The sequence below is a fragment of the Haloferax sp. ATCC BAA-644 genome (genome assembly GCF_000336975.1).
Lineage (GTDB): Archaea > Halobacteriota > Halobacteria > Halobacteriales > Haloferacaceae > Haloferax > Haloferax volcanii.
The window spans coordinates 188782-214026 of sequence record NZ_AOLF01000001.1 but is presented as its reverse complement, the minus strand read 5'-3'; the positions used below and the strand labels follow the sequence as shown (position 1 = coordinate 214026).

The following is a 25245-nucleotide window of genomic DNA, read 5'->3' as shown; positions in this document are numbered from 1 at the left end:
ATGGACAGGAACTATCACGTATTCTCCGACGGTCGACTCGAACGAAGCGACGACACGCTCAGGCTCGTCACCGAAGCCGGCGACAAGAAGTACGTCCCGATAGAGAACGCGGAGGCGTTCTTCTTGCACGGACAAATCGACTTCAACACCCGACTGATGTCGTTTCTCAATCAGCGCACGGTCGCACTCCACGTCTTCGGCTGGGAGGATTACTACGCGGGCTCGGTGATGCCGAAGCGCGGGCAGACCTCCGGTCGAACGGTCGTCGAGCAAGTCCGTGCGTACGAGGACACCGACCACAGGCGGCGGCTCGCGGCGGCAATGGTCTCGGCGAGCATCCACAATATGCGGACGAACGTCGTCTACTACAACAACCGGAATCGAGGGTTAGAGGCTGAGATTGGCGATTTGGACGCCGCGTCGGCGCGCGTCGACCAGACGCGTCCGATTGACGAACTCATGGGCGTGGAAGCGACTGCCAGAAAGGCGTACTACCGGAGTTTCAATCGAATTCTCCCCGACGAGTTCCGGTTGGAACGCCGGGAATACAACCCGCCGCCGAACGAGATCAACAGCCTGATTTCGTTCGGCAACGCGCTCGTCTACGCCAACTGCGTCACGGCGATTCGCGCGACTGCGCTCGACCCAGCGATCAGCTATCTCCACGAACCCGGAGAGCGTCGCTACTCGTTATCGCTCGATCTCGCCGACCTGTTCAAACCCGTCCTCGCTGATCGGGTGCTGTTTCGACTCATCAACAGAAATCAGATTACGCCGGACGATTTCGAGACTGAACTCGGGTCCTGCCTTCTCAACGAAGGAGGTCGACAGACGTACACGAAAGCGTTCGAAGAGACGCTTGAGCGTACCGTCGACCATCCGAAACTCAATCGCAAGGTGAGCTACCAGTACCTGATGCGACTCGAAGCGTACAAACTGAAGAAGCATCTGTTGGCCGGCGAAGAGTACGAACCCTTCGAACGGTGGTGGTAAGATGTACGTCGTGATGGTGTACGACCTCGAAGCCGAACGGACGCACAAAGCGCTCAAACTTGGGCGGCGCTATCTGACGCACGTTCAGAACTCCGTGCTCGAAGGCGAGATTTCAGAAGGTGACTTAGCGACGCTTCGAAACGAGGTCGAAGACCTGTTGAAGCCGGGTGAGTCAACGATCATCTACGAACTGTCCTCGGATACACTTCTCGACCGCTCGGTCTACGGCGATGACCCGACCGACGAGAAACGCTTCCTCTGACTTCCGTCGACCCCCCGGTCGACTCGGGTTACTGAAGGTCGACGGAACTTCTTTATCATAGTCTTCCTTCAGAGGGTCTGTGTCCGTGATATCGGGCATGGTTTCAGACGAACCCTTGTTGGGTTGAAGCATGTTGACTCCTTCCTTGAAGTCCTCGGGAACCGGTTTCAGACGAACCCTTGTTGGGTTGAAGCAATTTCGATGTCTTCTATGGCACTTGCCATACAAGTGTTTCAGACGAACCCTTGTTGGGTTGAAGCTACACACGACCATGTCACTAACCACAGAGCCGGAGTTTCAGACGAACCCTTGTTGGGTTGAAGCCCTGCCTGTTTGAACGGTCGGTGTAGCCCGTGTTGTGTTTCAGACGAACCCTTGTTGGGTTGAAGCAGTCGCGGGGTTCTGACCGATGATACTGCCGATGGCCGTTTCAGACGAACCCTTGTTGGGTTGAAGCGGCTACTCTGCCTCGCTCGGGTGTTCGAGCGAGTGTTTCAGACGAACCCTTGTTGGGTTGAAGCGGGAAGTGCCGTGAGGTAGAGTTGCGTAGTCATGGTCGTTTCAGACGAACCCTTGTTGGGTTGAAGCCACCACCTCGGGGTTATGGTCGGCAAGGACGAGTCGTTTCAGACGAACCCTTGTTGGGTTGAAGCTCGTCGTACTCACCGAGAACTCTGACGACCCGCCCGCGTTTCAGACGAACCCTTGTTGGGTTGAAGCGGCTACCATCGACAAGTTAGAGGAAGACCATGACTGGTTTCAGACGAACCCTTGTTGGGTTGAAGCGCCTATTTTTCGCCGCCGATTAGACATACTGGTCCAGTTTCAGACGAACCCTTGTTGGGTTGAAGCGCTCAGTACGGTGTGAGCACTTCCGAGAATCGACTACTGTTTCAGACGAACCCTTGTTGGGTTGAAGCGAAGTAACCTCTACTCCGCTGTTTCTACACCCCCAGTTTCAGACGAACCCTTGTTGGGTTGAAGCCGGTGGATGTACCTCCACGGCGGCCTGCTCTCGTGTTTCAGACGAACCCTTGTTGGGTTGAAGCGTCCCCATGAGGCCCTCCCCGGTCTCGCCTTGGTAGTTTCAGACGAACCCTTGTTGGGTTGAAGCATGGCGTCCTCTCTCGCGTCGAGGAACACGAAAAGCAGTTTCAGACGAACCCTTGTTGGGTTGAAGCAACTTTGAGGGGGAATTCCCCGAAGACCCCGGAACCGTTTCAGACGAACCCTTGTTGGGTTGAAGCCCCGCGTCCAGCGTCTCCCCAATATTTGTAAACCGTGTTTCAGACGAACCCTTGTTGGGTTGAAGCTCCCCCCGACGAGACGCGGGCGCGAATGTCGTAGCGTTTCAGACGAACCCTTGTTGGGTTGAAGCAGCGCGGTTGCACTGTCCCTCTAACCACACGACACGGGTTTCAGACGAACCCTTGTTGGGTTGAAGCGACCGAACGGTCGTCCATGGTCGCGGTTGCTTTTACCGTTTCAGACGAACCCTTGTTGGGTTGAAGCATTGTCAATCCGGATTGAGTCGTGTGCCGCAAGCGGTTTCAGACGAACCCTTGTTGGGTTGAAGCTCTGGGCCGTTGTTGCTGCATCGGAGTCGTTGACGTGTTTCAGACGAACCCTTGTTGGGTTGAAGCGGGAACATCGAAGAACCGGGCAGTCGGACGCTTCCCTGTTTCAGACGAACCCTTGTTGGGTTGAAGCTGCGACTGCACCGAAGACCCGTCGCGGGCAGTCATCTCGTTTCAGACGAACCCTTGTTGGGTTGAAGCGCGTGGGTCCGGAGAGTCGCCTCGCCGCGGCTCTCCAGTTTCAGACGAACCCTTGTTGGGTTGAAGCTGACACGCCTGTTGCGACCTGTGCGGACAGGTAGCGTTTCAGACGAACCCTTGTTGGGTTGAAGCCGCGCAACCCTCTCGCGGCTCGACTCGGACGACTCGTTTCAGACGAACCCTTGTTGGGTTGAAGCTCTCGTCGACGAGCTCTGTTTTTCCACCCTTCCACCAGTTTCAGACGAACCCTTGTTGGGTTGAAGCGACTCTAACCTCTGCGACGGCTTGTTTGAGGGCCTGGTTTCAGACGAGCCCTTGTTGGGTTGAAGCATCAAGCGCCACATCGACCGGCAGGGGACAGACGTGTTTCAGACGAACCCTTGTTGGGTTGAAGCGAGTCTTTCGCTGTTTTCTTGGCTTCTTCATTGTGTTTCAGACGAGCCCGTGTGGGATTAAATCGGAGAGTCATTAAGACGAAAGCGCGTGAAAGAAACAGACACGGGCGCTACGCCGCCTCGGCGTACATCGCCACCAACTCGTCCGCGTTCGACTGCCACGAGTAGCGCGCTTCGATGACCGCCCGGTTCGTCCGACCCATGCGGACGGCCTCCGTGGGGTCGGAGACGAGTCGGGCGAGCGCGCGAGCCAGTTCCTCGGCGTCGCCGGGCGTGACGAGAATCCCGCGGTCGTCGGTGATGACCTCGGGGATGCTCCCGACGGGCGTGGTCACGATGGCGTTGCCGCCGGCCATGCCTTCGAGCATGGCGATCGGAAGCCCCTCCGCGTAGGTCGGGAGGACGAACACGGTCCCGCGGCTGATGAGGTCGCGCTTGTCTTCCTCGGAGAGAAATCCGAGGTACGAGACGTTGTCGTGGGCGGCGGCGACCGCCTCGGCGCGGTCGGCGTGGGGGCCGCGGCCGCCGATGCTCACTTCGAAGTCGAGGCCGGGCGTGGATTCGAGTCTCTCGACGGCGTCGAGGAACTCGCGGATGCCTTTGCGCTCGATGAGGTTCGAGACGAAGACGAGGTGGACGGGGTCGGTCGGGTACGTCGGGTCGTACTCCGCGGGTTCGACGGCGTTGGCCATGACGTGGACTTTCTCCTCGCCGGCGAGTCGGGAGACGAGGCCGCGCCAGTACTCCGAGAGGACGACCACGTCGTCGACGGCGTCGAAGACGAGCGACTGGAGTCGGCGGACGACCCGCGAGTCGGTGGCGAGGAAGTCGTCGAACGACGAGCCGTGGATGTGGAGGACGACGGGGACGCCCCAGACGAACTTCGAAAACAGGGCGAAGAACGCCGCGCGGTAGAACGAGTAGGTGTGCGACGAGTGGACGTGGACGATGTCCGGGCGTCGCTGGAAGGGAAACAGGGCGACGGCGACGAGCGACGAGAGGAGCATCCGCGCGGCGAGTTCGAGCCCCTCGCCCTTCGGCGCGGTGTAGCGGGTGTAGACGCGCACGTCCATCCGGTCTTCGAGGTAGCGACGCTGTTCGGTGATGTAGCGGTCGATGCCGCCGGTGCCTTTCGGGCCGACGATGAGGAGTGTTTGCTTGGGTGTCATGGGTTGAGTTTGGGGTCGCAGTCGAGGAGTCGCGGACCGAGTCACGGGACGCGGCGCGGACGCGAGGTGAGGTGAGGTGAGACGCGTCGAGACGGGCGCGAGCGCGACGGTCACTGCGGGAAAATTCGGTGGTTCGGCGGTTAGTTATGGGTCGATTGAACGACCGCGGAGAGGCGAGGAACGCGCGGAGGGAGACCGACTACGCCGGCATGGTGTGTCGCGTCAGCGAGTCGACCGTCTCGACGGAGCCGTAGTTCAGCGCCACCTGAACGATGACCTCGGTGAGGTTGACTTTGTCCGCGAGGAACGCGTCGCGCTTTGCGGCCCAGCGGGCCTTCGCGCCGTCGTCGGCGAGGAGTTCGTCGGCGCGGGCCAGCACGTCGTCGAACGATTTGAGGTTGGAGATGAGCCCCCGCCGTTCGAGTTCGACGAAGTTGCCCATGTCGTCGTCGCCGACGAAGGAGTTCGACCGGATGGCGGGCGTCCCGAGGAGCGCCGCCTCGGTGACCATGGTCTGGGTGTCGGCGACGAGCAGGCTCGCCTCCGAGAGCACGTCGTGGACGAGCGCGGGGTGGAAGTCGAACGGGCGGGTGTCGAGGTCGCCGTCGCGGCGCTCCTCGCTCTCGTCGAGGACGAAGACGGTCGCGCGCTCGCCCAGCAGCTCGATGAGTTCGCGGCGGCGCTCGGGCGTGAAGCCGCCGTGGCCAACGTCGTGGTGCGAGCCGAACGCGTTGAACCGGACGACGACGAACTTCTCGTCGGGGTCGAGGCCGAGTTCGGCCCGGATGTCCACCGAGGGCTCGTACACGTCGGGGTGGAGATACGCCGTTTCTTTGAACCCGCGGAACTGGTAGTGGTTGTCCGCGAGGTCCTTCCCGAAGGTGTGGGGCGTCAGAATCGCCTTGGCGAACGGCCGGGAGACGACGTGGTCCAGCGAGGTCGGCTCGGAGTCGAGGAGGAGAATCACGGGCGTCCGCGAGACGGCCCCGGCGTGGGCCGCGTAGCCGCCCATTCCGAAGATGAGGTCCGGCTTGAACCGCCGCACGGCCCGGAAGATGTTGACGTAGTGGAACGGGAGCGACTTGAAAAGCGAGTACTTGGTCGTCCCGCAGGAGCCGTAAATCTCGTGCGGGAGGTCGTAGTACTCGAGGAGGTCCGTGGTACAGCCGTAGTCGCGGCCGAGGACGAGCACGTCGTGACCCATCGCCTGAAGCTCTCTGACGGCGTACTTGTAGAGGTGAACGTGCGCGGGCGTGTTGGTGAAGAACAGGTATCGCATACTCTCTGGAAGTTCCACGCGCCGCGCGGGAGTAGTTATACGGCGTCTACCCGTCGCAGTCGGTCGAAGAGACGCCGAGTCGCCGCCGCGACGACCGACCCGAGGCCGTTACGATCGCCATAACAAAACCCGGACGAGCACTCGGGTTCCCTGACCGGGCGCTCGCGCGCCGTTTCGCCCGTCTGCATCGACGCGGACGGGCAGTCCACTCCCCGACGCGGACAGCATCCCCGCCCTCCAAACCGACCGCGACGCGCCCCACAAGCCAAATGTTTCAGACGCCTATCCCCACTCTCACCCCGCGACGACGAACCGCCAGCACGGACCCGACGACGGGCCGACCGGCCGGGAGCGACCGCTGATGTTCCCGTGGGAACACGCCGCCGTCGGCTACATCCTCGTCTCGCTGTGGGCGCGGGTGACCGGCCGGCGACTCGACGGCTGGGCCGCGCTGGCGGTGCTCGTCGGAACGCAGTTTCCCGACCTCGTCGACAAGCCGCTAGCGTGGTCGTTCGGGGTCCTCCCGAGCGGTATCTCGATGGCGCACTCGATTCTCGTCTCGGTGCCGGTCTCGATAGTCGTCGTGGCCGTCGCGCGGCGCTACGGGGCGGCGACGGTCGGGGTCGCCTTCGCACTCGGCTATCTCTCGCACATCCCCGCGGACCTGCTGTTCAACGGCTTTTTCTTCGGGAACTACGGCGTGATTCGGGCGTTCCTCTGGCCGCTGTCCCACGGCAGCGAGTCGTCGATGGGGGGCTTCTTCGCCCAGACGTGGTTCTACCTGCGCCGCTTCGTCGTCTTCCTCGCGCGGCCCGAGGCGTGGGTGCTGGTCGCGTTCGAACTCGCGTTGCTCGGGAGCGCCGTCTGGCTCTGGCTCGGGGACGGCGCGCCCGGCGTGGCGCTTCTCAAGCGTTCCGTGACCGGAATCCGCCGCGGCGTTACGAAGTGACTGCGACCGGAATCCGGGCGGCAATCACTCCATAACAAAGCCCTCACCGAGACTGAATTTCGCTAAGGCAGGCAGACTCCCCGCCGACATGATATGAGATTCCAGATTTTCCAGTCGATTCGGTCGACCGCCGAGTCGACACAGACGGCCGACGGAGCGCGACCGACGCGAGGTGAACGACGATGAGCGCCGAGGTGGGCGTCGAGTCCCACGTCGACGACGGCGTCACCATCGGCTACGGCGACGGCGACGACCCGGTCATCGGTGACCGGGCGCGAATCCGCGCCGGCACCATCGTCTACGACGACGTGACCATCGGCGACGACTTCGTCACCGGCCACAACGTGCTCGTCCGCGAACACACGACCATCGGGGACGGGGTCCTCCTCGGGACCGAGACGGTCGTCGACGGCACCACGACCATCGGGTCGCGCGTGAGCATCCAGACGAACGTCTACATCCCCACCAACACCCGCATCGGCGACGACGTGTTCGTCGGGCCGGGCGTGGTGATGACGAACGACCCCTATCCGGTCCGCACCGACGCGGAACTCGTCGGCCCGAGAATCGAAAACCACGCCTCAATCGGCGCGAACGCGACGCTCCTCCCCGGCGTGACGGTCGGCGAGGGCGCGTTCGTCGCCGCCGGCGCGCTCGTCGTGAACGACGTGCCGCCGCGAACCCTCGCCGTGGGCGTCCCCGCCGTCCACCGCGAGTTGCCGGAGCAACTGCGGGGAGAAAACAGGATACGACGATGAGTGCAGACCACATCTCAATCGCCGCGCCCCAGCTCGGGGCGGCGGAACGGGACCGAATCGCGGCCGTCCTCGAAAGCGGCATGATAGCCGACGGCCCCGAGGTTCGGAGCTTCGAACGGGAGTTCGCTGACTACTGCGACGCCGACCACGGCGTCGCCACCTCGAACGGAACGACGGCGCTCCACGCCGCGCTCCACGCGCTCGGCGTCGGCCCCGGCGACCGCGTCCTGACGGCGCCCTTCACGTTCATCGCCACGGCCAACGCCGTCGCCTTCGCGGGCGCTGAGGTGGACTTCGTCGACATCGACCCGCGGACGTACAACATCGACCCCGACGCGCTCGAAGCGCGACTCAGAGCCGGCGAGCGGGTGGACGCGGTCATCGCGGTCCACCTCTACGGCCTCCCGGCGGACATGACACGGCTCGCGGAACTCGCAGACGAGTACGACTTCCTGCTCGTCGAGGACGCCGCGCAGGCCCACGGCGCGGCAGTCGAGGGACGGCGCGTCGGCTCCCTCGGCGACGCCGCGTGCTTCTCGTTCTACCCGACGAAGAACATGACCACGAGCGAGGGCGGCATGATTACGACCACCCACGCCGACGTCGCAGAGCGCGCCGCCCGGTTCGTGGACCACGGCCGCGTCTCCGGCTACGAACACGCCGAGGTCGGCCACAACTTCCGCATGACGAGCATCGCCGCGGCCATCGGCCGAGTCCAGCTCGAACGCCTCCCCGAGTTCACCCGCGCGAGACAGGCCAACGCCGCCGCGCTCACCGAGTACCTCGACGACTCGCCGGTCACGACGCCACACACGCCGCCGGACCGGACCCACGTCTTCCACCAGTACACGGTCGCCTGCGACGGCATCGAGCGCGACGCCCTCAAATCGTACCTCGACGCGAAGGGCATCGCGACGGGCGTCTACTACCCGAAGCCCGTCCACAAACAGCCCGCGTACGAACACCTCACGGTGTCGGCCCCCGTCGCGGAAGAGGCCGCGACACGGGTGCTCTCGTTGCCGGTCCACCCCGGGCTCAGCGAGGCCGACGTGGAGCGCGTCGGAACTGCGGTCGCCAACTACGCGGAGGTGGCGAGGTGAGCCGAGACTCAGCCGGATTGCGAACCGACGGCGGCCGCGAGCGCCCGGTCCGCGCGGGCGTCATCGGCGTCGGGTCGATGGGGACCAACCACGCGCGGGTCTACGCGGAGCTTCGCGGCGTCGAACTGGTCGGCGTCGCCGACGCGGACACGGAGCGCGCCGCCGAGGTCGCCGCCGACTTCGGCACCGACGCGTACGGCATCGACGACCTGCTCGACCGCGTGGACGTGGTGACGGTCGCAGTACCGACGCCCTACCACGCGTCGGTCGCCCGGCAGTGCATCGACGCCGGCGTCCACGCGCTCGTCGAGAAACCCTTCGTCGACGACCTCGGCGTCGGCGCGGAGTTGGCCGCGCTCGCAGAAGAGCGCGGCGTCGTGCTCCAAGTCGGCCACATCGAGCGGTTCAACCCGGCCGTCCGCGCCCTCCCCGACCTCCTCGACGGCGTCGAGCCAATCGCCATCACCGCGAATCGACTCGGCCCGCCGCTGAACCGCGAGATGGGCGACGGCGTCGTCATGGACCTCATGATTCACGACATCGACGTGGTGCTCTCGCTGGTCGACGCCGAGGCCGACCGCGTGGCCGCGACCGCCACGCCCGACGAGCAGTACGCGACGGCGCAGGTGACCTTCGAGAACGGTGTCATCGCCTCGCTCACGGCGAGTCGGCTCACCCAGCAGAAGACGCGGACCCTCGACATCACCGCGCGCGACCGGCTCATCCGGGTGGACTACTTGAACCAGTCGGTCCAGATTTTCCGCCAGTCGCGCCCGGACTACCTCCGTGACAACGGGGGCGTCCGCTACCGCCACGAAGTGGTGATGGAACAGCCGATGATTTCCACCGGCGAGCCGCTGAAACGCGAGTTACAGGCGTTCGTGGACGCCGCGACCGACGGCGGTCCGGTCCTCGTCTCGCCGGCCGACGGCCTGCGCGCTATCGGCCTTGCCCGGCGCATCGAGGCCGACGCCGAATCTACGGTTCAGCGCATCGAAACCGCGGAGAGCGCGGAGAACGCTGAGACGACGGAACCCTCGGAGGGTCAGCGATGAGCCGCGAACACCCCGGACTGTACGGCTCCGACCGCTCGCCCGACGAACAGACGCGGGCCCTGCGCGCCGGCGAGGTCCCCGTCGCGGTGTACGGCCTCGGGAAGATGGGCCTCCCGCTGGCGGCCGTCTACGCCCGCGCGACGGGCACCGTCACCGGCGTCGACATCAGCGAGGACGTGGTCCGCGGCGTCAACGACGGCGCGTGCCACGTCGCGAAGGAACCGGGACTCCCCGAGTTAGTCGCCGAACAGGTTGACCGCGGCGCGCTCCGGGCGACCACCGACGGCGTCGCCGCGGCCGAGTCCGCGGCGATTCACGTCGTCATCGTCCCGACGCCGCTGACCGACGACCGCGAACCCGACCTCGCGGCGTTCGAAGCCGTCCTCGACAGCATCGCGCGGGGCCTCGCGCCCGGCGACCTCGTCGTCGTCGAGTGCACCGTCCCGCCGGGGACGAGCAGCGACCTCGTGGTCCCGTATCTCGCGGACCGAAGCGGCCTCGCGGCCGGCGCGTTCGGCGTGGCGTTCTGCCCCGAGCGGACCTCGTCGGGTCGGGCGCTCCGCGACATCACCGAGTCGCATCCGAAAATCGTCGGCGGCGTCGACGCCGAGAGCACCCGCGTGGCGGCGCTCGTCTACGGCGAGATAACCGCGAACGAGGTGATTCCCGTGCGCGACGCGACGACCGCGGAGGCCGTGAAACTGTTCGAGGGCGTCTACCGCGACGTGAACATCGCGCTCGCCAACGAACTCGCGCGGCTCCGCGACGACCTCGGCATCGACGTGACCGAGGCCATCGACGCGGCCAACACCCAGCCGTACTGCGACATCCACGCGCCCGGCCCGGGCGTCGGCGGCCACTGCATCCCGTGGTATCCGTACTTCATCACGAGCCGCGTCGAGGCCGAGACGCCCCTGCTCCTGACCGCCCGCGAAGTCAACGACAGCATGCCGGCGTTCACCGCCGACAAGCTCCGCGACGAACTGGCCGCGGCGGGACGCGACGTCGAAGGTGCGACCGTCGCCGTCCTCGGCGTCACCTACCGCCCCGGCGTCGCCGAGACCCGCGCGACGCCCGCCGCGGGCGTCATCGACCGACTGAACGACCTCGGCGCGACCGTCCTCGCGGTCGACCCGATGCTCTCCGACGAGGTCGTCGCCTCGTTCGGCGCGACCCCCGTCGCGCTCTCCGACCTCCCGACCCGCGCCATCGACGCGGCCGTGGTCGTCACGCCGCACGAGGAGTTCGACGGCATCGACTGGACCGCCTTCGACGACCTCGTCGTCGTCGACGGCCGCGGCACCCTCGGTGACATCGGCCACCGCGTGTACGAAATCGGCGGCGGACCGCGGGGCGGGCCGTCCGAAACCGAGGTCAACCCCGAGATTGCGGCCGACGCGCCGCACGGAGGGTCGGGCCGATGAGCCGTCTCAAAGTGCTCTCGGTCGTCGGCGCGCGCCCGCAGTTCATCAAGGCGTTCCCCGTCTCCGACGCGCTCAGACGCGACCACGACGAGGTGCTCGTCCACACCGGCCAGCACTACGACGAGTCGATGTCGGGCGTGTTCTTCGAGGAACTCGACATCCCGGAACCCGACTACAACCTCGGCGTCGGCTCGGGCGGCCACGCGACCCAGACCGCCGAGATGATGACCCGGCTCGACGCCGTCGTCGCCGACGAAGCCCCCGACGTGGTGCTCGTCTACGGCGACACCAACTCCACGCTCGCGGCGGCGCTCGTGGCCGCGAAGCGCGAGCCCGCGCTGGCGCACGTCGAGGCCGGCCTGCGGAGCCACAACTGGGCGATGCCCGAGGAGGTCAACCGCGTGCTCACCGACCACTGCTCGGACCTGCTGTTCGCGCCCTCCGAGTCGGCCGCCGAGACGCTGGCGGCCGAGGGCATCCGCGACGGCGTCTCCGTGACCGGCGACGTGCAGTACGACGCCGTCCTCCGGGTCCGCGAGGCCGCCCGCGAGCGGTCGTCGATACTCGACGGACTCGACCTCCGCGACGGCGAGTACGTCCTCGCGACGGTCCACCGCGCCGCCAACACCGACGACCGCGACCGCCTCGAAGGCATCGTGGAGGGGCTCGTATCGTCGGAGCTCCCGGTCGTGTTCCCGGTCCACCCCCGGACCGAGGGCGCGCTCGAAGCCAGCGGCCTCTGGTCGCGGCTCGCCGACGCCGAGAACGTCGTCCTCGTGGAGCCGGTCGGCTACCTCGACTTCGTCCGCCTGCTCGACGGCGCGGAGCGCGTCGCCACCGACTCCGGCGGCGTCCAGAAGGAGGCGTTCTACCTCGACACCCGGTGTCTCACGCTCCGCGACGAGACCGAGTGGACCGAAACCGTCGACGCCGGCTGGAACGTCCTCGTCGGCGCGGACGGGGCCGCGATTCGAGCGGCGCTGGCCGACGACGACCCGCTTCCCGAAAAGCCGTCGCTGTACGGCGACGGGAGCGCCGCCGAGCGAATCGTCGCCGCGCTCTCGGAGTACGAGGATGCGTGAAAAGACGGGAGATGGAGATGGAGATGCGGACGCGCGAAGTGAGTCGCGCGTGACCGCCTCGGAACCGAGCGGGCCCGTCGACTCCGGTCCCGGCTTCGCGGTCTGTCTGACTCACGACGTGGACCGCCCGTACAAGACGTATCAGGGGCTGTACTACGCGGCGAAGTCGAACCCCGGCTACCACCTTCGGACGCTCCTCCGGCGGGAGAACCCCTACTGGCAGTTCGAGGATATCGTGGCGCTCGAACGCGACCTCGGCGTCCGCTCGTCGTTCTACTTCCTCAACGAGCCGAGCCTGCTCGAAACGGGGTCGCTGTCGGACTGGCTCGAACCGAAAAACTGGGTCGAGCACCTCGGCCGGTACGACCTCGATTCGGCGTCGATAGCCGACGCCGTCCGCGACCTCGACGAGGGAGGCTGGGAGGTCGGCATCCACGGCTCGTTCCGGTCGTGCGACGACTTCGACCGCCTCCGGACCGAGAAGCGCGAACTCGAAGCGGTGCTCGGCCACGAGGTCGTCGGCGGCCGCCAGCACCACCTCAAACTTGGGCCGAACACATGGCGCTACCACCGCGAACTCGGCCTGAAGTACGACGCCAGCCCCGGGTCGAGTTCGGAACACGGCTTCCAGCACGGCTACCGGCCGTTCCGCCCCTTCGACGACGACTTCGTCGTCTTCCCGCTGACGCTGATGGAGGTGTCGCTTCCCGACCCCGGGTCGGCGTTCGACGAGGCGTGGGCCGAGTGCGAGCGCCTGTTGGACGAGGCCGAGGCGAACGACGCCGTGATGACGGTGCTGTGGCACCCGCGGTACTTCAACGAAGACGAGTTCCCCGGCTACCGCCGGCTCTACCGCCGCATCGTCGAACGGGCGCTCGACCGCGGCGCGTGGGTCGGCCCCGTCGCGGACTACTACCGCGAGTTCCTCGCCGAGCGCGATTCCGGCGACTCCGACGATGCCGGCGAGGAATCGGACGGGAGAGCGACCGACAGCGCGACCACCGACAACGCGACCGCCGGCGGCGCGAACCGCTCGCTCTCGCCGTAGAATTCGGCGTCGTCGGTCGGTATCGGCCCCATAACAAAGCCACGAGCGGGCGACCTCTCGGACAGCCAACACCCTTCAGAGAGGCTATTCTGTACCATGAAACAACCAACGCAGTATCACCGCGACGGGGACGACGCGGCCGACACGGAACGACTCCAGCGGTACGTCGACGTGCTCGACGACGTGCTCGACTACGCCCGCGACCGCGACTACAAGGGTTGGGACTACGGCGACGGCATGAGCAGCAGGCTCCTGCTTTCGGTCCCCATCGACAACCGCTGGTTCAACCTCGCGGTCCAGGAGTTCATCAAGCGCTCGCCCGTCAACGTCCGCCCGCTGTTCCTCGTGGAGCAACGCCGGAACTTCAAAGGCATCGCGCTGTTCGCCATGGCGAACCGGACCCGCGCCCAGTTGGCCGAGCGGTTCGACGGCGACCGCCCGGCGGAGACGTACCGCGACGACGCGGCGGCGCTGACGGAGTGGCTCGTCGAGAACCAGGCCAAGGGATACAGCGGCTTCGCCGGCAGTCACCGCCACGTCATCCAGCACATCTCCGGTCGCAACGGCCCGCGGTCGGGGATTCCGCACTCACCGAACATCGTCTCGACGGCCTACGGCGTCAAGGCGCTCCTCGCGGGCCGGGAGTTCGACCCGGACTACCCGGACATCGCCAAGACCGCCGTGGACGTGCTGCTCGACGACCTCAACTACCGGCCGAAAGACGACGGCGCGGTCATGGACTACTACCTCTCGCACCCGAAGGACAGCTACACGCTCAACGCGCTGGCCATCGGCGCGCGGCTGTTCGTCGAGCTGTACGACCACTTCGGTGACGACGAGCTGTTGACGCGCGCCGAGAAAGTGTACGACTTCGTCGCGTCGAAGCAGACCGACCGCGGCGGGTGGTACTACCGCGAGCCCGCGAGCGCCTCGCACCTCTCGATGGACAACCACCACAACGGCTTCATCGTCGAGTGCTTCCAGCGCTACGAGCAGGTCGTCGAAAGCGGCCGGTACGACGACACGCTCGCCCGCGGCCTCGACTTCTACGCCCGCGAGCTGTTCGACGAGGACGGCGCGCCGAACTTCGACGAGGAAAACCCCTACCCGCGGGATATCCACGCGACGGCGCAGGGCATCCTCGTGTTCACCTACGCCGGGCAGTACGACCGCGCCGAGCGCGCCATCGACTGGGCGCTCGCGAACATGTACGTCCCGTCCGAGGGACGGTTCTACTTCCGCAAACACCGCTTTTACACCAAGCGCATGACGCTCATGCGGTGGTGTCAGGCGTGGATGGCCTACGCCATCGCCGAGTACGTGGCCACCAGAATCTCCGGGGAACCGACGCACGGCTACGGCATCGACGCCGACGGTATCGAGCGCCTACGGGCGGCGGCAGAGAGTCCCTGACGGCGTGTAGGCCGGCGCGAACGCCGGCTAGTCGCTTCATAACAAATCCCCGTCCTCCCGTCACAGTAGTTCGAGAATGTCTTTTCGAATGATACACGCCGACGCGACCCGACCGAATCGCGGGTCGATTTACGGGGCCGCCGAATCGGCCGGTGAATCGGCTTATTTCGGCCGGTTCGGTCGGACCGGACGCCTCGGAGGCGTCGCCCGGAACCGATGCTGTCGACGACAACGGACGCAGTGCGAAGACCGCCGGTCGGCCCGCAGTCTATGACCATCGAAATCGTCGAGTTCGACGACCGCGACCGCGACGAGTGGGACACGTACGTCGAGCGGTCGAGTCAGGCCAGCCTCTTTCACCAGTACGAGGCGCTTCGGCTCCAAGCGAACTACTCGAACTCGAAGCTCCACCTGCTGGTCGGCTACAAGACCGAGGAGCCGGTCGGCCTGTTCCCCGTCTTCGAGATTCGAAAGGGGCTGGTCAAGACGGCGTTCTCGCCGCCGCCGCACATCGGCGTCCCCTACCTCGGACCGGTGATGCTCGACGCCGGCAACATCAAGAGCCGGAAGTTCGAGCGCCGCAGGAACCAGTTCATCGACGGCTGTACCGAGTGGCTGGGCGAACACATCGGCCCGAGCTACACGCACGTCCGCGTCGGTGACTACTACACCGACATGCGGACGTTCCTGTGGGGCGGCTGCGACGTGTCGCCGAAGTACACCTACAACGTCGACCTGACCCGCGGCGAGGACGACCTCCTCATGTCGTTCAGCCGGAGCGCCCGCCGGAACATCCGCGACGGTCGAAAGCTCGTCTCGGGTATCGAGGAGGGCGACCGCGACGACATCTGTTCGATTCTCACGCTGGTCAAGAACCGCTACAAGGAACAGGAGTTGTCGTTCGACGTGCCGCCGCAGTTCGTCATGGACCTGTACGACGCGCTTCCGACGGGGCAGGTCCGGCCCTACGTCTTCCGGTACGACGGGGCGTTCGTGAGCGGAATCGTCGTCCTCCAGTACGGGGACACGCTCTACCGCTGGCTCGGCGGCGTCCGCCCCCAGCTCGATTTCGGCATCGACGTCAACGACCTACTGGACTGGCGCATCATGCGCGACGGCATGGACGCCGGGATGCGCCGCTACGACCTCGTCGGCGCGAACAACCGCCGGCTCAACCGCTACAAGAGCAAGTACAACCCCGAGCTCGTCACGTTCTACCAGATAGAACACGGCGCGCTCCCGGTCAGAACCATCGCGCACCTGTACAAGAGCCGCCTCGGCCCCGGCATCGAGATGCTGTCCCGGGGAAACGGGACGAGCCTCCCGTCGCGGCTCGTCTCGGGGTTCCTCCACCGATGACGACCCGCTCGACGAGCCGACCGACGCACCGACCGACGCGTCAACCCACGCACCGACCGACGACCATCCACCCACACGACCACGACACATGTCACAACTCCGTATCGAACCCCTGAGCCTCGACGAGTGGGGAGCCGCGCTCCCCTCGTCGGGCACCGAAGTCTTCCACACCCCCGCGGTGCTCGCCGCCATCGACGAGCACTTCGACGGCGAGATGCACCTGTTCGGCGTCTTCAAGGGCCAAGAGCCGGTCGCGCTGTTCCCGACGTTCGTCCGCCGAAACCCCCTCGGACGGGTCGTCGTCTCGCCGCCGCCGTCGATGGCGATTCCGTACATCGGCCCGGTGATGATGCCGAACAGCCCGAAACAGAGCGCCTACGAGTCGGTGAACCGCGAGTTCGCTGACCTCGTGGTCGAGGAGCTCGGCATCCGCTCGAACCGGACGTTCGTCCGCCTGCTCTGTTCGCCGGCGTACCTCGACCCCCGCCCGTTCGAGTGGACCGGCTTCGCGGTCAAGCCCTCCTTCACCTACCGACTCGACCTCGGCGGGCGCTCGCTCGACGAGATACAGGCCCAGTTCAGCAGCAGCCTCCGCCGCGAGATTCGGCAGGCGCGCGAACTCGACGTCACCATCGCGGACGAGGGACTCGACGGCGCTCGCGTCGTCTACGACGACGTGGTCTCGCGGTACGACGAGCAGGACGAACCGTTCGGGATGCCGTGGGAGTTCGTCGAGTCGCTGGTCGAGAACCTCGGCGACCGGTGTCGCGTGTACGTCGCCCGCGACCCCGACGGCGAGTACCTCAGCGGGATGATAGTTCCCTTCTCCGCCGAGGTGGGCTACTTCTGGCTCGGCGGCGCGCGCGGGGAGTACGACGGCGTCAGCATCAACAGCCTGCTCCACTGGACCATCATCGAGGACATCGTCGAGGACGAGGCGCTCGCGTCGGTCACGAAGTACGACCTCGTCGGCGCGAACACGGAGCGGCTCTGCAACTACAAATCCAAGTTCGGCGGCGAACTCGTCCCGTACTACGTCGTCGAGTCGACCGGCGTCGGGATGAACCTCGCAAAGCGGACCTACCAGCTCCTGAACAAGGGGTCGGAGCGAATCGCCACGAAGTGAGTCGTCGGGGTCACACGACGCGCCGCAGCGCCCGCGAGACGCGGGCGACCGCGCTCACGCCATCTGCTGTGTTTGGATGACGTGCCAGATGTTCTCGGCGTCGTCGGTGATGCCGTACACCCGCCCTTTTCGGCGCTGTTCCGGGACGAGCAGTTCCACGAGCGAGCGGTCTCTGAGTTCCTGTAACGCCCGCGAGACGTGGGCGACCGCGCTCTCGGAGTCGGTGGCGATTTGCGTCGGCGTCGCCGGCCCCTCCGAGAGTCTATCGAGGACGGAGACGCGGTAGCGAGAGCTGATGACGAAGCCCACGTCGTCCCACGGCACGTCGTCGGTTCCACCGGCGGAGTTCACGCAACGCTCACCTCGCTTAGGGCGGCGGGGCGGTCGGCGGTCGTGACAGCCAACGAGGACGGGACCGCCGACCGTGACAGAGACGAAACTACCGAAAACAGACGAGTTAACGGAACGTTAACCGCGATGTCGGCGGGTGCCCGGCGTGCCGGCCGCATCGGTTCGGTGCGCATTCGTTCGTTAGTACGAACTTAATTACATAAAGTCATCGTTTGAATTATATTCGTCTATTCCTGAGTGTCTCGGTTTTGTGGATGTGACGCTGACAGGAGTTCGGTCGAGCGCCCGTCGGCATGGAGTAGGCTCGGCGGTCGACGGCGACGCGGCGGTGCAGCGGCACGGCGATGCAGCGGCACGGCGACGCGGGGGAGGACGCGACCTCGGCTCAGAATTCGGAATAGCTACGGCGACCGGCGGAAATGCACGACTCGATGACCGACACCTCGTCTCCCCTCCGAATCCTCCTCACCAACGACGACGGCATCGACGCGCCCGGCATCGCCGCCATGCGCGAGGAACTCACCGCCGTCGGCGACGTGACCGTCGTCGCGCCCGCCGAGAACCAAAGCGGCGTCGGCCGCGCCCGCAACGAACACGCGGTCCGCCGCGACCACCCGTGGGGGTACGCTCTCGAAGGAACCCCCGCTGACTGCGTCGCCTACGCCCTTCGCGGCCTCGACGCCGACTTCGATATCGTCGTCTCCGGTATCAACGACGGCCCGAACGCGGGCAACTACGTCGTCGGCCGGTCGGGGACCGTCGGCGCGGGCGTCGAAGCCGCGTTCCTCGGGACGCCCGCCATCGCCGTCTCCAGCTACCACGCCCGGGACTTCTTCTGTCACCCGCCCGAGGAGTACGACTTCTCCCGCCCCGCGCGGGTCGCCCGCGCCCTGACCGAGCGCGTCTTCGGCACCGACGTGTTCGACGAAGTCGACCTCCTGAACGTCAACGCCCCCGCCGACGTGCCGAGCCCCCGGATGCGCGTGACCCGCCCCTTCGCGGACTACGACCAGCAGGTCGACCACGACCCGGACGCCGGCGCGCTCCCGGACGGCGACCGCGAACACGACCTCGACGACGACGAGGTGTACGTCCGGTTACAGGACATTTCGTGGCCGGACTCCGTCGGCTTCGAGAACCCGTTCCCGCTCGACGACGAACACCGCGACCGCTATCCGGTCGGGAGCGACCGCCGCGCGATGGTCGACGGCGAGGTAAGCGTCTCGCCGCTGGCGGTCCACCACGGCCACGCGACGGACCCGCGGCTGGCGAGCATCGTCGAGAGCCTCTCCGAACAGGTGGAGTAGCGCGGAAGTCAGCCGGAAGCGACCGCGTTACGACCGCGCCAACTGCCCGGTCTGCGAGAGGTACGCGGCGAGGTCCGACGTGGCAATCATCCCGATGACGCCCTCCTCCTCGTCGACGACGGGCATGTGGTGAAAGCCGTGTTCTGTCATCGACTCCGCGACGGAGAGGATGGAGTCCTGCGCGCCCGCGGTAATCACGTCGGTAGTCATGTACCGCTCGACGGTCGTCTGCGCTTTCGGCTGACTCTTGGCGACGATGTCGACGAAGTCCGTCGTCGTCAGGATGCCTTCGAGTCGGTTGTTCTCGTCGACGACGATGACCGAACTGATGTTGTTGTCGAGAATCAACTGCGCCGCGTCTTCGACGAGCGTGTCTGGCGTGACCGTGTGGAGGGTCGTGGACATGAGTCTCGCGACGAATACGTCTTCCATGGTAATTGCTGACAGACGGGGCGGATAAATGTTGGCTTCGCGTACAGTTTCGTGGAGGGGTACATCGGGATGACGACCGCGGGCCCCGGCCGCGACTGCCCCCGCCGCGGGGCTTAATTCCCCGGCGACGTAACCGAGGCTATGGGAAGCACACAGACTGCGACGTTCGGCGGCGGCTGTTTCTGGTGCGTCGAAGCCGCGTTCAAGGAACTCGACGGCATCAGCGAGGTCACCTCTGGCTACGCCGGTGGCGAGACGGAGAACCCGAGCTACGAGCAGGTCTGTTCGGGGAGCACCGGCCACGCCGAGGTCGTGCAGGTCGACTACGACCCCGCGGTCGTCGGCTACGACGAACTGCTCGACGTGTTCTTCGCGGTCCACGACCCGACCCAACTCAACCGACAGGGGCCGGACGTGGGGACGCAGTACCGCTCTATCGTCCTGTTCCACGACGACGACCAGAAGCGACAGGCGTCGGCCTACATCGAGGCGCTCGACGAGGAGTACGACGACGAGGTGGTCACGGAGTTAGTTCCGCTTGAGACCTTCTACGAGGCGGAGGAACACCACCAGGACTACTTCGAGAAAAACCCCAACGACGCGTACTGCCAGTTCCACGCGAGCCCGAAAGTCGAGAAAGTCCGCGAGAAGTTCGCCGACAAACTCGCCAACTGAGCCGGATGTGGCGGCCGGCGGACACCACCATGTCCGCAGTATTCTCTCGATAGCGCCGCTGAGTGATCGATTTCTGGTGAACATAGTGACCCGTGCAACGTCGGAGGCGGCGTTCGAACAGTCGAAATCGGGCGGACTTCGAGCGCGGTGGAAACCGTGAGGAGAGCGCGGACAGTCGGGGCAGTCTGAACAGTCAAAGCGGTCTCGACAGTCAGAGCAGTTCAACCGGTGCGAACAGCGAAGGCAGTCGAAACCGTCCACGCGGTTCGCACCGCTCGCGAATTCCGTACTGCTCCCGAAATTTAGAATTTGTATACATCCTACAAATTGTAGAAATTGTAGAATCTTTAGACAGCCTTCACCGCGTGAGATTCGTACGCTGTGAGAACAGCAAAGAATGCGAGCGATGCCCGAGAATCGGACACGGTGAGCGAAGTAGAGACTTCTCAGGACGGAACGGAGGCGAGTCACCGGCCGTCGATGGCCGAACGTTTACAATTTGTAGAAATTGTAGAAGGTATAAAGGGTGCAGAATGTAGACGAAGTCCCAACGGTTCAAAAGTCGTGGATAAAATTATGTGGCATGCCGCGGAACGTCCGTTCGAGCCTCCAGATGTCCGAACAGTCCGCAGTTCAGACGGAGTTTGCACCGCCCAAACAGCAGACACAGCGTAGACTGTGTGCAATGTGTGAACATCGCGTTCCGCGGGAGGGCAGATAGGTGTCGCGAGCCGTGAGCGTCTCCCTCCAGAAGGGCGGAGTCGGAAAGACGACGATAGCTATCAACCTCGCCGACGCGCTCGCCGCGCGGGGGAACGACGTGCTGTTGGTCGACCTCGACCAACAGGGGAACGCGACCGAGGGCGTCGGGCTGAAAGACGACTACGAGTCGTTGGAGCCGAACATCGGCGACGTGCTGACCGACGACGAACCCATCGACGTGCGCGAAGTGATACGCGACCGCGAGGGCTTCGACGTGCTCCCGTCTCACGTCGACCTCGACGACATCGAAGACCGCGTTCGGAACTCGACGTTCGGCATGCTCTGGGTCCGTCGTCGAATCGTCGACCCGCTTCTCGGCGACGACTACGACTACATCGTCATCGACTCGCCGCCGAGCCTCGGCCCGCTGTCCGACGCGGCGCTCATCGGAACCGGGAACGTCGTCGTCCCGCTCCTCATGAGCGAGCCGAGCGTGAGCGGCTTCGAGCGGATGTTCGAACAACAGATCGGCCCGATTCGCCGCGAGGTCGACCTCGACATCCTCGCTATCGTCCCGAACGACCTCACCGGAAACAACGAGGAAAAACGGATCATCCGCGACCTCGAAGACTCGCCCTTCGAGCAGTTCATCCCGCCGTTCGCCCGCTCGAACCTGTTCGACGACCCCGACTCCAAGGGGCCGGGCATCAGACACCGAATCGCGTTCAGTCGCGCCTGGCGCGACGGGAAGACCCTCCGAGAGTACGACCCGTCGAACGACATGGTAGACCGGCTCGACCGGCTCGCGGAAATCGTCGAGCACGGAGGGACCGACGATGCCTAAGGAGAACCGATTCGCCGGCCTGGGTGAGGCGATGGAATCCGAGTCGGAACCGGACGCAGAATCCGACGGCGAGCGGACCGCGGACGAGGGCACCACTGCCAAATCCGAGAAGTCGGAACCCGAACCAGCGGTCGAATCCGAATCCGAATCCGAGGGCGAGGGCGACTCTGCGCCCGACTCGAAAGCCGAATCCGACCCGGAGTCAGACGAAGCGAGCGAGAGCGATGACGCGGGCGAAGGCAGCGAAGTCGTTGAGAGGAACGACGGCGACGAAGCCGAAGAGGCAACTGAATCGAACGCCGAGACAGACGGGGCGGAAAGCGCCGTCGACACGGAGCAGGCGACGGAGACGGCGGGCGGCCCGGCGTTCGAGTTCGAGGCGACGACCGCAAAGAGCATCTACGTCCGAACCGCGACGCTCGACCGACTTGACGACGCCGAGTTCGAAGTCGAGTCGCTCCTCCGCCGAGAACACGACGTGCGCGACCTGACCGGCCGCGAGTTCCACGACGCGCTCGTCCGCGTCGCCGCCGAGTACCCCGAAGAAATCGCCGATGCCGTCCTCGAACGTCGCAACGAGTGACGCGCGGCAAACGAGGCGGGGGAGACCGCGCGGTGATGGCGCGGAGCGGGACAAGCGCGCTGGAAGAGGCATAAAACCGTCCCTGACATCGGAAAACAGCGGACAACGTGGTGTTCGAGACCCGTGGTCCGTCATCCGACTGCCGACTGACCAGCGACAATCGACGACGAACGAGATAAGCGACTGGCGAACACCGCCGCGTCCGCTGTTGTCACAGCCCCGAGACCACAGGTCGATTTTACACGGTAAAAACGCGATATCGAACACCAGTATGTCCGCTGTTGTGACGATGACGAGCCGCACAGAGCGTTGCTACCGGGGGGATGGCTCGTTGTGGGCGGACGGCCACACCACGATGTCCGCTGTTTCAGTAGTCGGCTAACGTTGCCGGATTACTGCGGACAGAGTGGTGTTCCGACTGGTCGGGACTGAATCCGAGCGGTCGGCGCATCCGGCGAACCACGTTTCCGTAGAGCAGGTCAACGACCAGTCGTGCCGACGCCGCCACGGGGAACTGTTCCACCGAAACCGGATGTGCCACCGAAACCGGATGCGAGGTCACACCACGATGTCCGCGGTACTGAGCGTCGACCTGCCTACTGCTCGATGAAGTCGTCGAGCGTGCTCGTTTTGTCGCCGTCGAGGAAGGGTTCGACCGTCTCGTGAACGCCGACGAGTTCGATGGTGTCGCGCATGGCCGAGACGATAAGCCCGACGTCCATATCGAGGGCGTATTCGCGGTACGTCCCGCCGCGTCGACCCTCGTTTCGCTCGGTGACGGAGACGATACCGAGCATCGCGAGCTCGCTGAGGTGGTCGCGCATCCGCCGCGGGACGAGCGGGTCGCGGTTGGCGAGTTCGGTAAACCGGGTGTAGCGGGGGCGAACGTCGCGGGAACGAATCGGCGTCTCGTCCTCCAGTTCGAGCGTCAAAAGCGAGTAGAGCACGAGGTGGCCGTGTTCGGTGAGTCCGTTGATTCCCTCCTTGATGCGGCCGCGTTCGAGGGCCCGCCGACCACGTTTGACGTGCTCTTCTTCGATGCGGTCGGTGTCGTCGTCGCGGGCCAAATCGCCGGCTTTCATCAACAGGTCGATGGATTGGCGGGCGTCCCCGGCGTCTTTCGCGCCGTAGGCGGCACAGAGCGGTATCACCTCGTCGGAGAGGACGCCCTCGCGGAACGCCACTTTCGCGCGCTGTTCGAGGATGGCTCGGAGGTTCTTGGCGTTGTACGCCGGGAAGTGAATCTCCTGTTCGCACAGGGAGCTTTTGACCTTCGGCGAGAGGTCGTCGCGGAACGAGAAGTCGTTGGAGATGCCGATGAGTCCGACCTTCGCCGCGTCGAGGTTCCCATTGGCCCGCGCTCGCGGAAGTTGGTAGAGAATGCTGTCGTCGTTGACGTGGTCGATTTCGTCGAGGACGATGATTATCGTCCCGCCGCAGTCGTCGAGTTCCTGCCAGAGCATCTCGTAGACGGAGCCGAGCGGGTAGCCCGTCGTGCTGATCTGGTTCGACTCCGACCGGAACTCGTTGACGAGGCGGGTCGCAATCTGATACGAACTCGTGAGTCCGTCGCAGTTCAGGAAGACGACGGTGAGGTGGATGTCGTCGTAGTGGCTCGCGTCCTCGCGGAGGTGACCGAGTAAGTACCGCGACGCGGCGGTCTTGCCGACGCCGGTCTTCCCGTAGAGGAAGATGTTGTTGGGCTGTTCGCCGTTGATAACCGGTTGCAGCGCAGCCTGGAAGGTACGGAGTTCCTCGTCACGCCCCACGAGTTCCTCGGGCTGGTAATCCTCGCGGAGGGCGTCCCGGTCCCGATAGATCTCGGTGTCCCGCTCGAATAGGGGCATACTACCACGGTTCGACCACTTCATTGATAAAACCACCGCGTCCGGAGTGTCCGCTGTTCTCGTTCTTTATATACTTAGGCGGGGACACACCCCCTCCACTTTGTCCGCTGTTCTGGGAGACGACGGTAACCGGTGGAACAAGTGGACGAGTTTGTTTGTCTTGATATAGAGAAAGATTTATAATACTATAACTTAAACTGAGTCCGTAATACGGATAACTATTCTAGTTATATAGCAGCTGTTTGAGGACGGCCTGTTTTATTCGTCTATCTTTGAATCTAAACTAATCTCCCCGATTGAGAATCCGTGGAACGAGCCGTCTCACGCCGACGGGGGGTACCGCTTCGCACCGAGAACAGCGGACAAAGTGGTGTGAGTGTTCCCCGTCGTACCAACCGTCTCGTCTTCACACTCACATTCATCGAGAACAGCGGACAACGTGGTGTCTGTGTCAACACTCACCGAACACGTCTCGACCGCTCGTTGACGCGGGTCGTCACACGATCGCGCGGTTTGTCTCGTCCGGTCGAGTCGACTGACTTCGTCGCTTGCCTTCGGTTACCGACGGAATCCGCTCTCCGTGGGTCTCTGTGACTCTACGAAGTTCCGTGAGCCGGTAAAAGCGTCTTTTTAGGTGCTGAGACGACGAACAACTGCGGACGAAGTGGTGTTGTAGGGGAATCGTGGATGACCTCGTCACCGCCTGCTCTCAGCGACGACTCAGTGTCGACTCAGCGGCCACCCAACGACGAACCGGCGATGGCCGACCGCGAACATGGCCCCCCAACGGAATCTCCAACGAAACCTCGAACAGTGTTTGTGAGTAGTTATCACGATGTATCTTCCTCTCTTGGCGGCCAATCTGTCGGAAAACAGCGGACAACGTGGTGTTCGAAACTGCAATCACTCCGTTTCAACGCCGTGACATTTGCTATCACGAGTATCCGATAAGTTATCCGTCTCCGTCCCCGAGCAAGAATGTGAGTGAAAATCAAGGGCGTCGAAACCTTCGAATGCCCAACGACAACGAGCTGTTCGCAGTCGTCACAGAGCACAACGGTGGCAACCACGTCCGAATCCGCTGTGAAGACGGAAAGAACCGCATGGGCCGCATCCCCGGCCGAATGAAGTACCGCACGTGGATCAACGAGGGCGACGTCGTGCTCGTCGAACCGTGGGACTGGCAGGACGAGAAAGCCAACATCGAATGGCGCTACACCGGCGAGGACGCGGACCAACTTCGGCGCGAAGGCCACATTCAGTAATCATTTTCTCCGAAAGGAGAGTTTATCTCGCCTGACGACCAGCCGCGGC

General features: G+C 64.6%; 22 protein-coding genes and 1 CRISPR repeat array. Of the genes, 17 read left to right on the top strand and 5 right to left on the bottom strand.

All coding sequences use genetic code 11. The features are described from left to right. Together cas1b and cas2 are read left to right on the top strand one after the other, a co-directional pair. The gene (gene cas1b, locus C458_RS01025) at positions 1 to 993 is read left to right on the top strand and encodes a type I-B CRISPR-associated endonuclease Cas1b (protein WP_008572446.1); all 993 of its coding nucleotides are present in this window, start codon (positions 1 to 3) and stop codon (positions 991 to 993) included. A 1-nt stretch (position 994) separates the two neighbouring features. After that, on the top strand, positions 995 to 1255 hold the full coding sequence (cas2, locus tag C458_RS01020; RefSeq protein WP_004064679.1) for a CRISPR-associated endonuclease Cas2: 261 nt from the start codon (positions 995 to 997) through the stop codon (positions 1253 to 1255). 100 nt (positions 1256 to 1355) lie between these two features. After that, positions 1356 to 3492: a CRISPR direct-repeat array (repeat unit 30 nt; unit sequence GTTTCAGACGAACCCTTGTTGGGTTGAAGC). A gap of 46 nt (positions 3493 to 3538) precedes the next feature. Here cas2 and C458_RS01015 read toward each other — a convergent pair. Next, a complete protein-coding gene (locus C458_RS01015; RefSeq protein ID WP_008572441.1) occupies positions 3539 to 4597 on the bottom strand; it encodes a glycosyltransferase family 4 protein in 1059 nt (352 codons plus the stop codon). Positions 4598 to 4796: 199 nt separating this feature from the next. After that, on the bottom strand, positions 4797 to 5876 hold the full coding sequence (locus C458_RS01010; RefSeq protein ID WP_008572440.1) for a DUF354 domain-containing protein: 1080 nt from the start codon (positions 5874 to 5876) through the stop codon (positions 4797 to 4799). A gap of 361 nt (positions 5877 to 6237) precedes the next feature. Between C458_RS01010 and C458_RS01005 the strand changes: the two genes are divergently transcribed. The 10 genes from C458_RS01005 to C458_RS00960 all read left to right on the top strand — a co-directional run bounded on the left by C458_RS01005 (position 6238) and on the right by C458_RS00960 (position 17190). Beyond that, the gene (locus C458_RS01005) at positions 6238 to 6825 is read left to right on the top strand and encodes a metal-dependent hydrolase (RefSeq protein ID WP_008572439.1); all 588 of its coding nucleotides are present in this window, start codon (positions 6238 to 6240) and stop codon (positions 6823 to 6825) included. A gap of 182 nt (positions 6826 to 7007) precedes the next feature. Next, on the top strand, positions 7008 to 7583 hold the full coding sequence (locus C458_RS01000) for an acyltransferase (protein ID WP_008572437.1): 576 nt from the start codon (positions 7008 to 7010) through the stop codon (positions 7581 to 7583). After that, entirely contained in the window at positions 7580 to 8683 is a 1104-nt protein-coding gene (locus tag C458_RS00995; protein ID WP_008572435.1) for a DegT/DnrJ/EryC1/StrS aminotransferase family protein, read from the top strand. Before C458_RS01000 ends, C458_RS00995 begins: the two co-directional genes overlap by 4 nt. Beyond that, positions 8680 to 9738 (top strand): Gfo/Idh/MocA family protein, encoded by a 1059-nt coding sequence (locus C458_RS00990; protein WP_239638819.1) that lies wholly within the window; start codon positions 8680 to 8682, stop codon positions 9736 to 9738. The genes C458_RS00995 and C458_RS00990 overlap by 4 nt, the downstream gene beginning before the upstream one ends. Continuing rightward, positions 9735 to 11162 carry a nucleotide sugar dehydrogenase gene (locus C458_RS00985; RefSeq protein WP_008572431.1) on the top strand — a complete coding sequence of 476 codons (1428 nt, stop codon included), beginning with the start codon at positions 9735 to 9737 and terminating at the stop codon, positions 11160 to 11162. The genes C458_RS00990 and C458_RS00985 overlap by 4 nt, the downstream gene beginning before the upstream one ends. Next, positions 11159 to 12244 (top strand): non-hydrolyzing UDP-N-acetylglucosamine 2-epimerase, encoded by a 1086-nt coding sequence (gene wecB, locus C458_RS00980; RefSeq protein ID WP_008572429.1) that lies wholly within the window; start codon positions 11159 to 11161, stop codon positions 12242 to 12244. Before C458_RS00985 ends, wecB begins: the two co-directional genes overlap by 4 nt. Further along, positions 12237 to 13292: a polysaccharide deacetylase family protein gene (locus C458_RS00975; RefSeq protein WP_192815231.1), complete on the top strand. Its 1056-nt coding sequence runs from the start codon at positions 12237 to 12239 to the stop codon at positions 13290 to 13292. The genes wecB and C458_RS00975 overlap by 8 nt, the downstream gene beginning before the upstream one ends. 96 nt (positions 13293 to 13388) lie before the next feature. Next, entirely contained in the window at positions 13389 to 14705 is a 1317-nt protein-coding gene (locus tag C458_RS00970) for a hypothetical protein (protein ID WP_008572426.1), read from the top strand. 270 nt (positions 14706 to 14975) lie between these two features. Next, positions 14976 to 16064, top strand: a complete 1089-nt coding sequence (locus tag C458_RS00965; RefSeq protein WP_008572424.1) for a GNAT family N-acetyltransferase — start codon at positions 14976 to 14978, stop codon at positions 16062 to 16064. 88 nt (positions 16065 to 16152) lie between these two features. Then, entirely contained in the window at positions 16153 to 17190 is a 1038-nt protein-coding gene (locus tag C458_RS00960) for a lipid II:glycine glycyltransferase FemX (protein ID WP_008572423.1), read from the top strand. 54 nt (positions 17191 to 17244) lie between these two features. Here C458_RS00960 and C458_RS00955 read toward each other — a convergent pair whose 3' ends face one another. Next, positions 17245 to 17541 carry a winged helix-turn-helix domain-containing protein gene (locus tag C458_RS00955; protein WP_008572421.1) on the bottom strand — a complete coding sequence of 99 codons (297 nt, stop codon included), beginning with the start codon at positions 17539 to 17541 and terminating at the stop codon, positions 17245 to 17247. Between the two features lie 419 nt (positions 17542 to 17960). Between C458_RS00955 and surE the strand changes: the two genes are divergently transcribed. Next, positions 17961 to 18848, top strand: coding sequence for a 5'/3'-nucleotidase SurE (surE, locus tag C458_RS00950; RefSeq protein WP_008572419.1), 888 nt, complete (start codon positions 17961 to 17963; stop codon positions 18846 to 18848). A 27-nt stretch (positions 18849 to 18875) separates the two neighbouring features. Here the strand turns inward: surE and C458_RS00945 are convergent, their stop codons facing one another. Further along, entirely contained in the window at positions 18876 to 19280 is a 405-nt protein-coding gene (locus C458_RS00945; RefSeq protein ID WP_008572417.1) for a CBS domain-containing protein, read from the bottom strand. A gap of 141 nt (positions 19281 to 19421) precedes the next feature. On the opposite strand from C458_RS00945, the gene msrA reads away from it, so the two are divergent. The 3 genes from msrA (at position 19422) to C458_RS00930 (ending at position 22084) form a co-directional block, all read left to right on the top strand. After that, complete coding sequence (gene msrA / locus C458_RS00940) at positions 19422 to 19955, top strand: peptide-methionine (S)-S-oxide reductase MsrA (protein ID WP_008572415.1); 534 nt, start codon at positions 19422 to 19424, stop codon at positions 19953 to 19955. Positions 19956 to 20676: 721 nt separating this feature from the next. After that, entirely contained in the window at positions 20677 to 21501 is an 825-nt protein-coding gene (locus C458_RS00935) for a ParA family protein (RefSeq protein ID WP_008572414.1), read from the top strand. Beyond that, on the top strand, positions 21494 to 22084 hold the full coding sequence (locus C458_RS00930) for a hypothetical protein (RefSeq protein ID WP_008572411.1): 591 nt from the start codon (positions 21494 to 21496) through the stop codon (positions 22082 to 22084). The genes C458_RS00935 and C458_RS00930 overlap by 8 nt, the downstream gene beginning before the upstream one ends. A gap of 596 nt (positions 22085 to 22680) precedes the next feature. Here C458_RS00930 and C458_RS00925 read toward each other — a convergent pair. Next, on the bottom strand, positions 22681 to 23931 hold the full coding sequence (locus C458_RS00925; protein WP_004040991.1) for an orc1/cdc6 family replication initiation protein: 1251 nt from the start codon (positions 23929 to 23931) through the stop codon (positions 22681 to 22683). A 980-nt stretch (positions 23932 to 24911) separates the two neighbouring features. Here C458_RS00925 and eif1A point away from each other — a divergent pair. Next, a complete protein-coding gene (gene eif1A, locus C458_RS00920) occupies positions 24912 to 25196 on the top strand; it encodes a translation initiation factor eIF-1A (RefSeq protein WP_013035036.1) in 285 nt (94 codons plus the stop codon). The last annotated feature ends 49 nt before the right edge of the window (positions 25197 to 25245 follow it).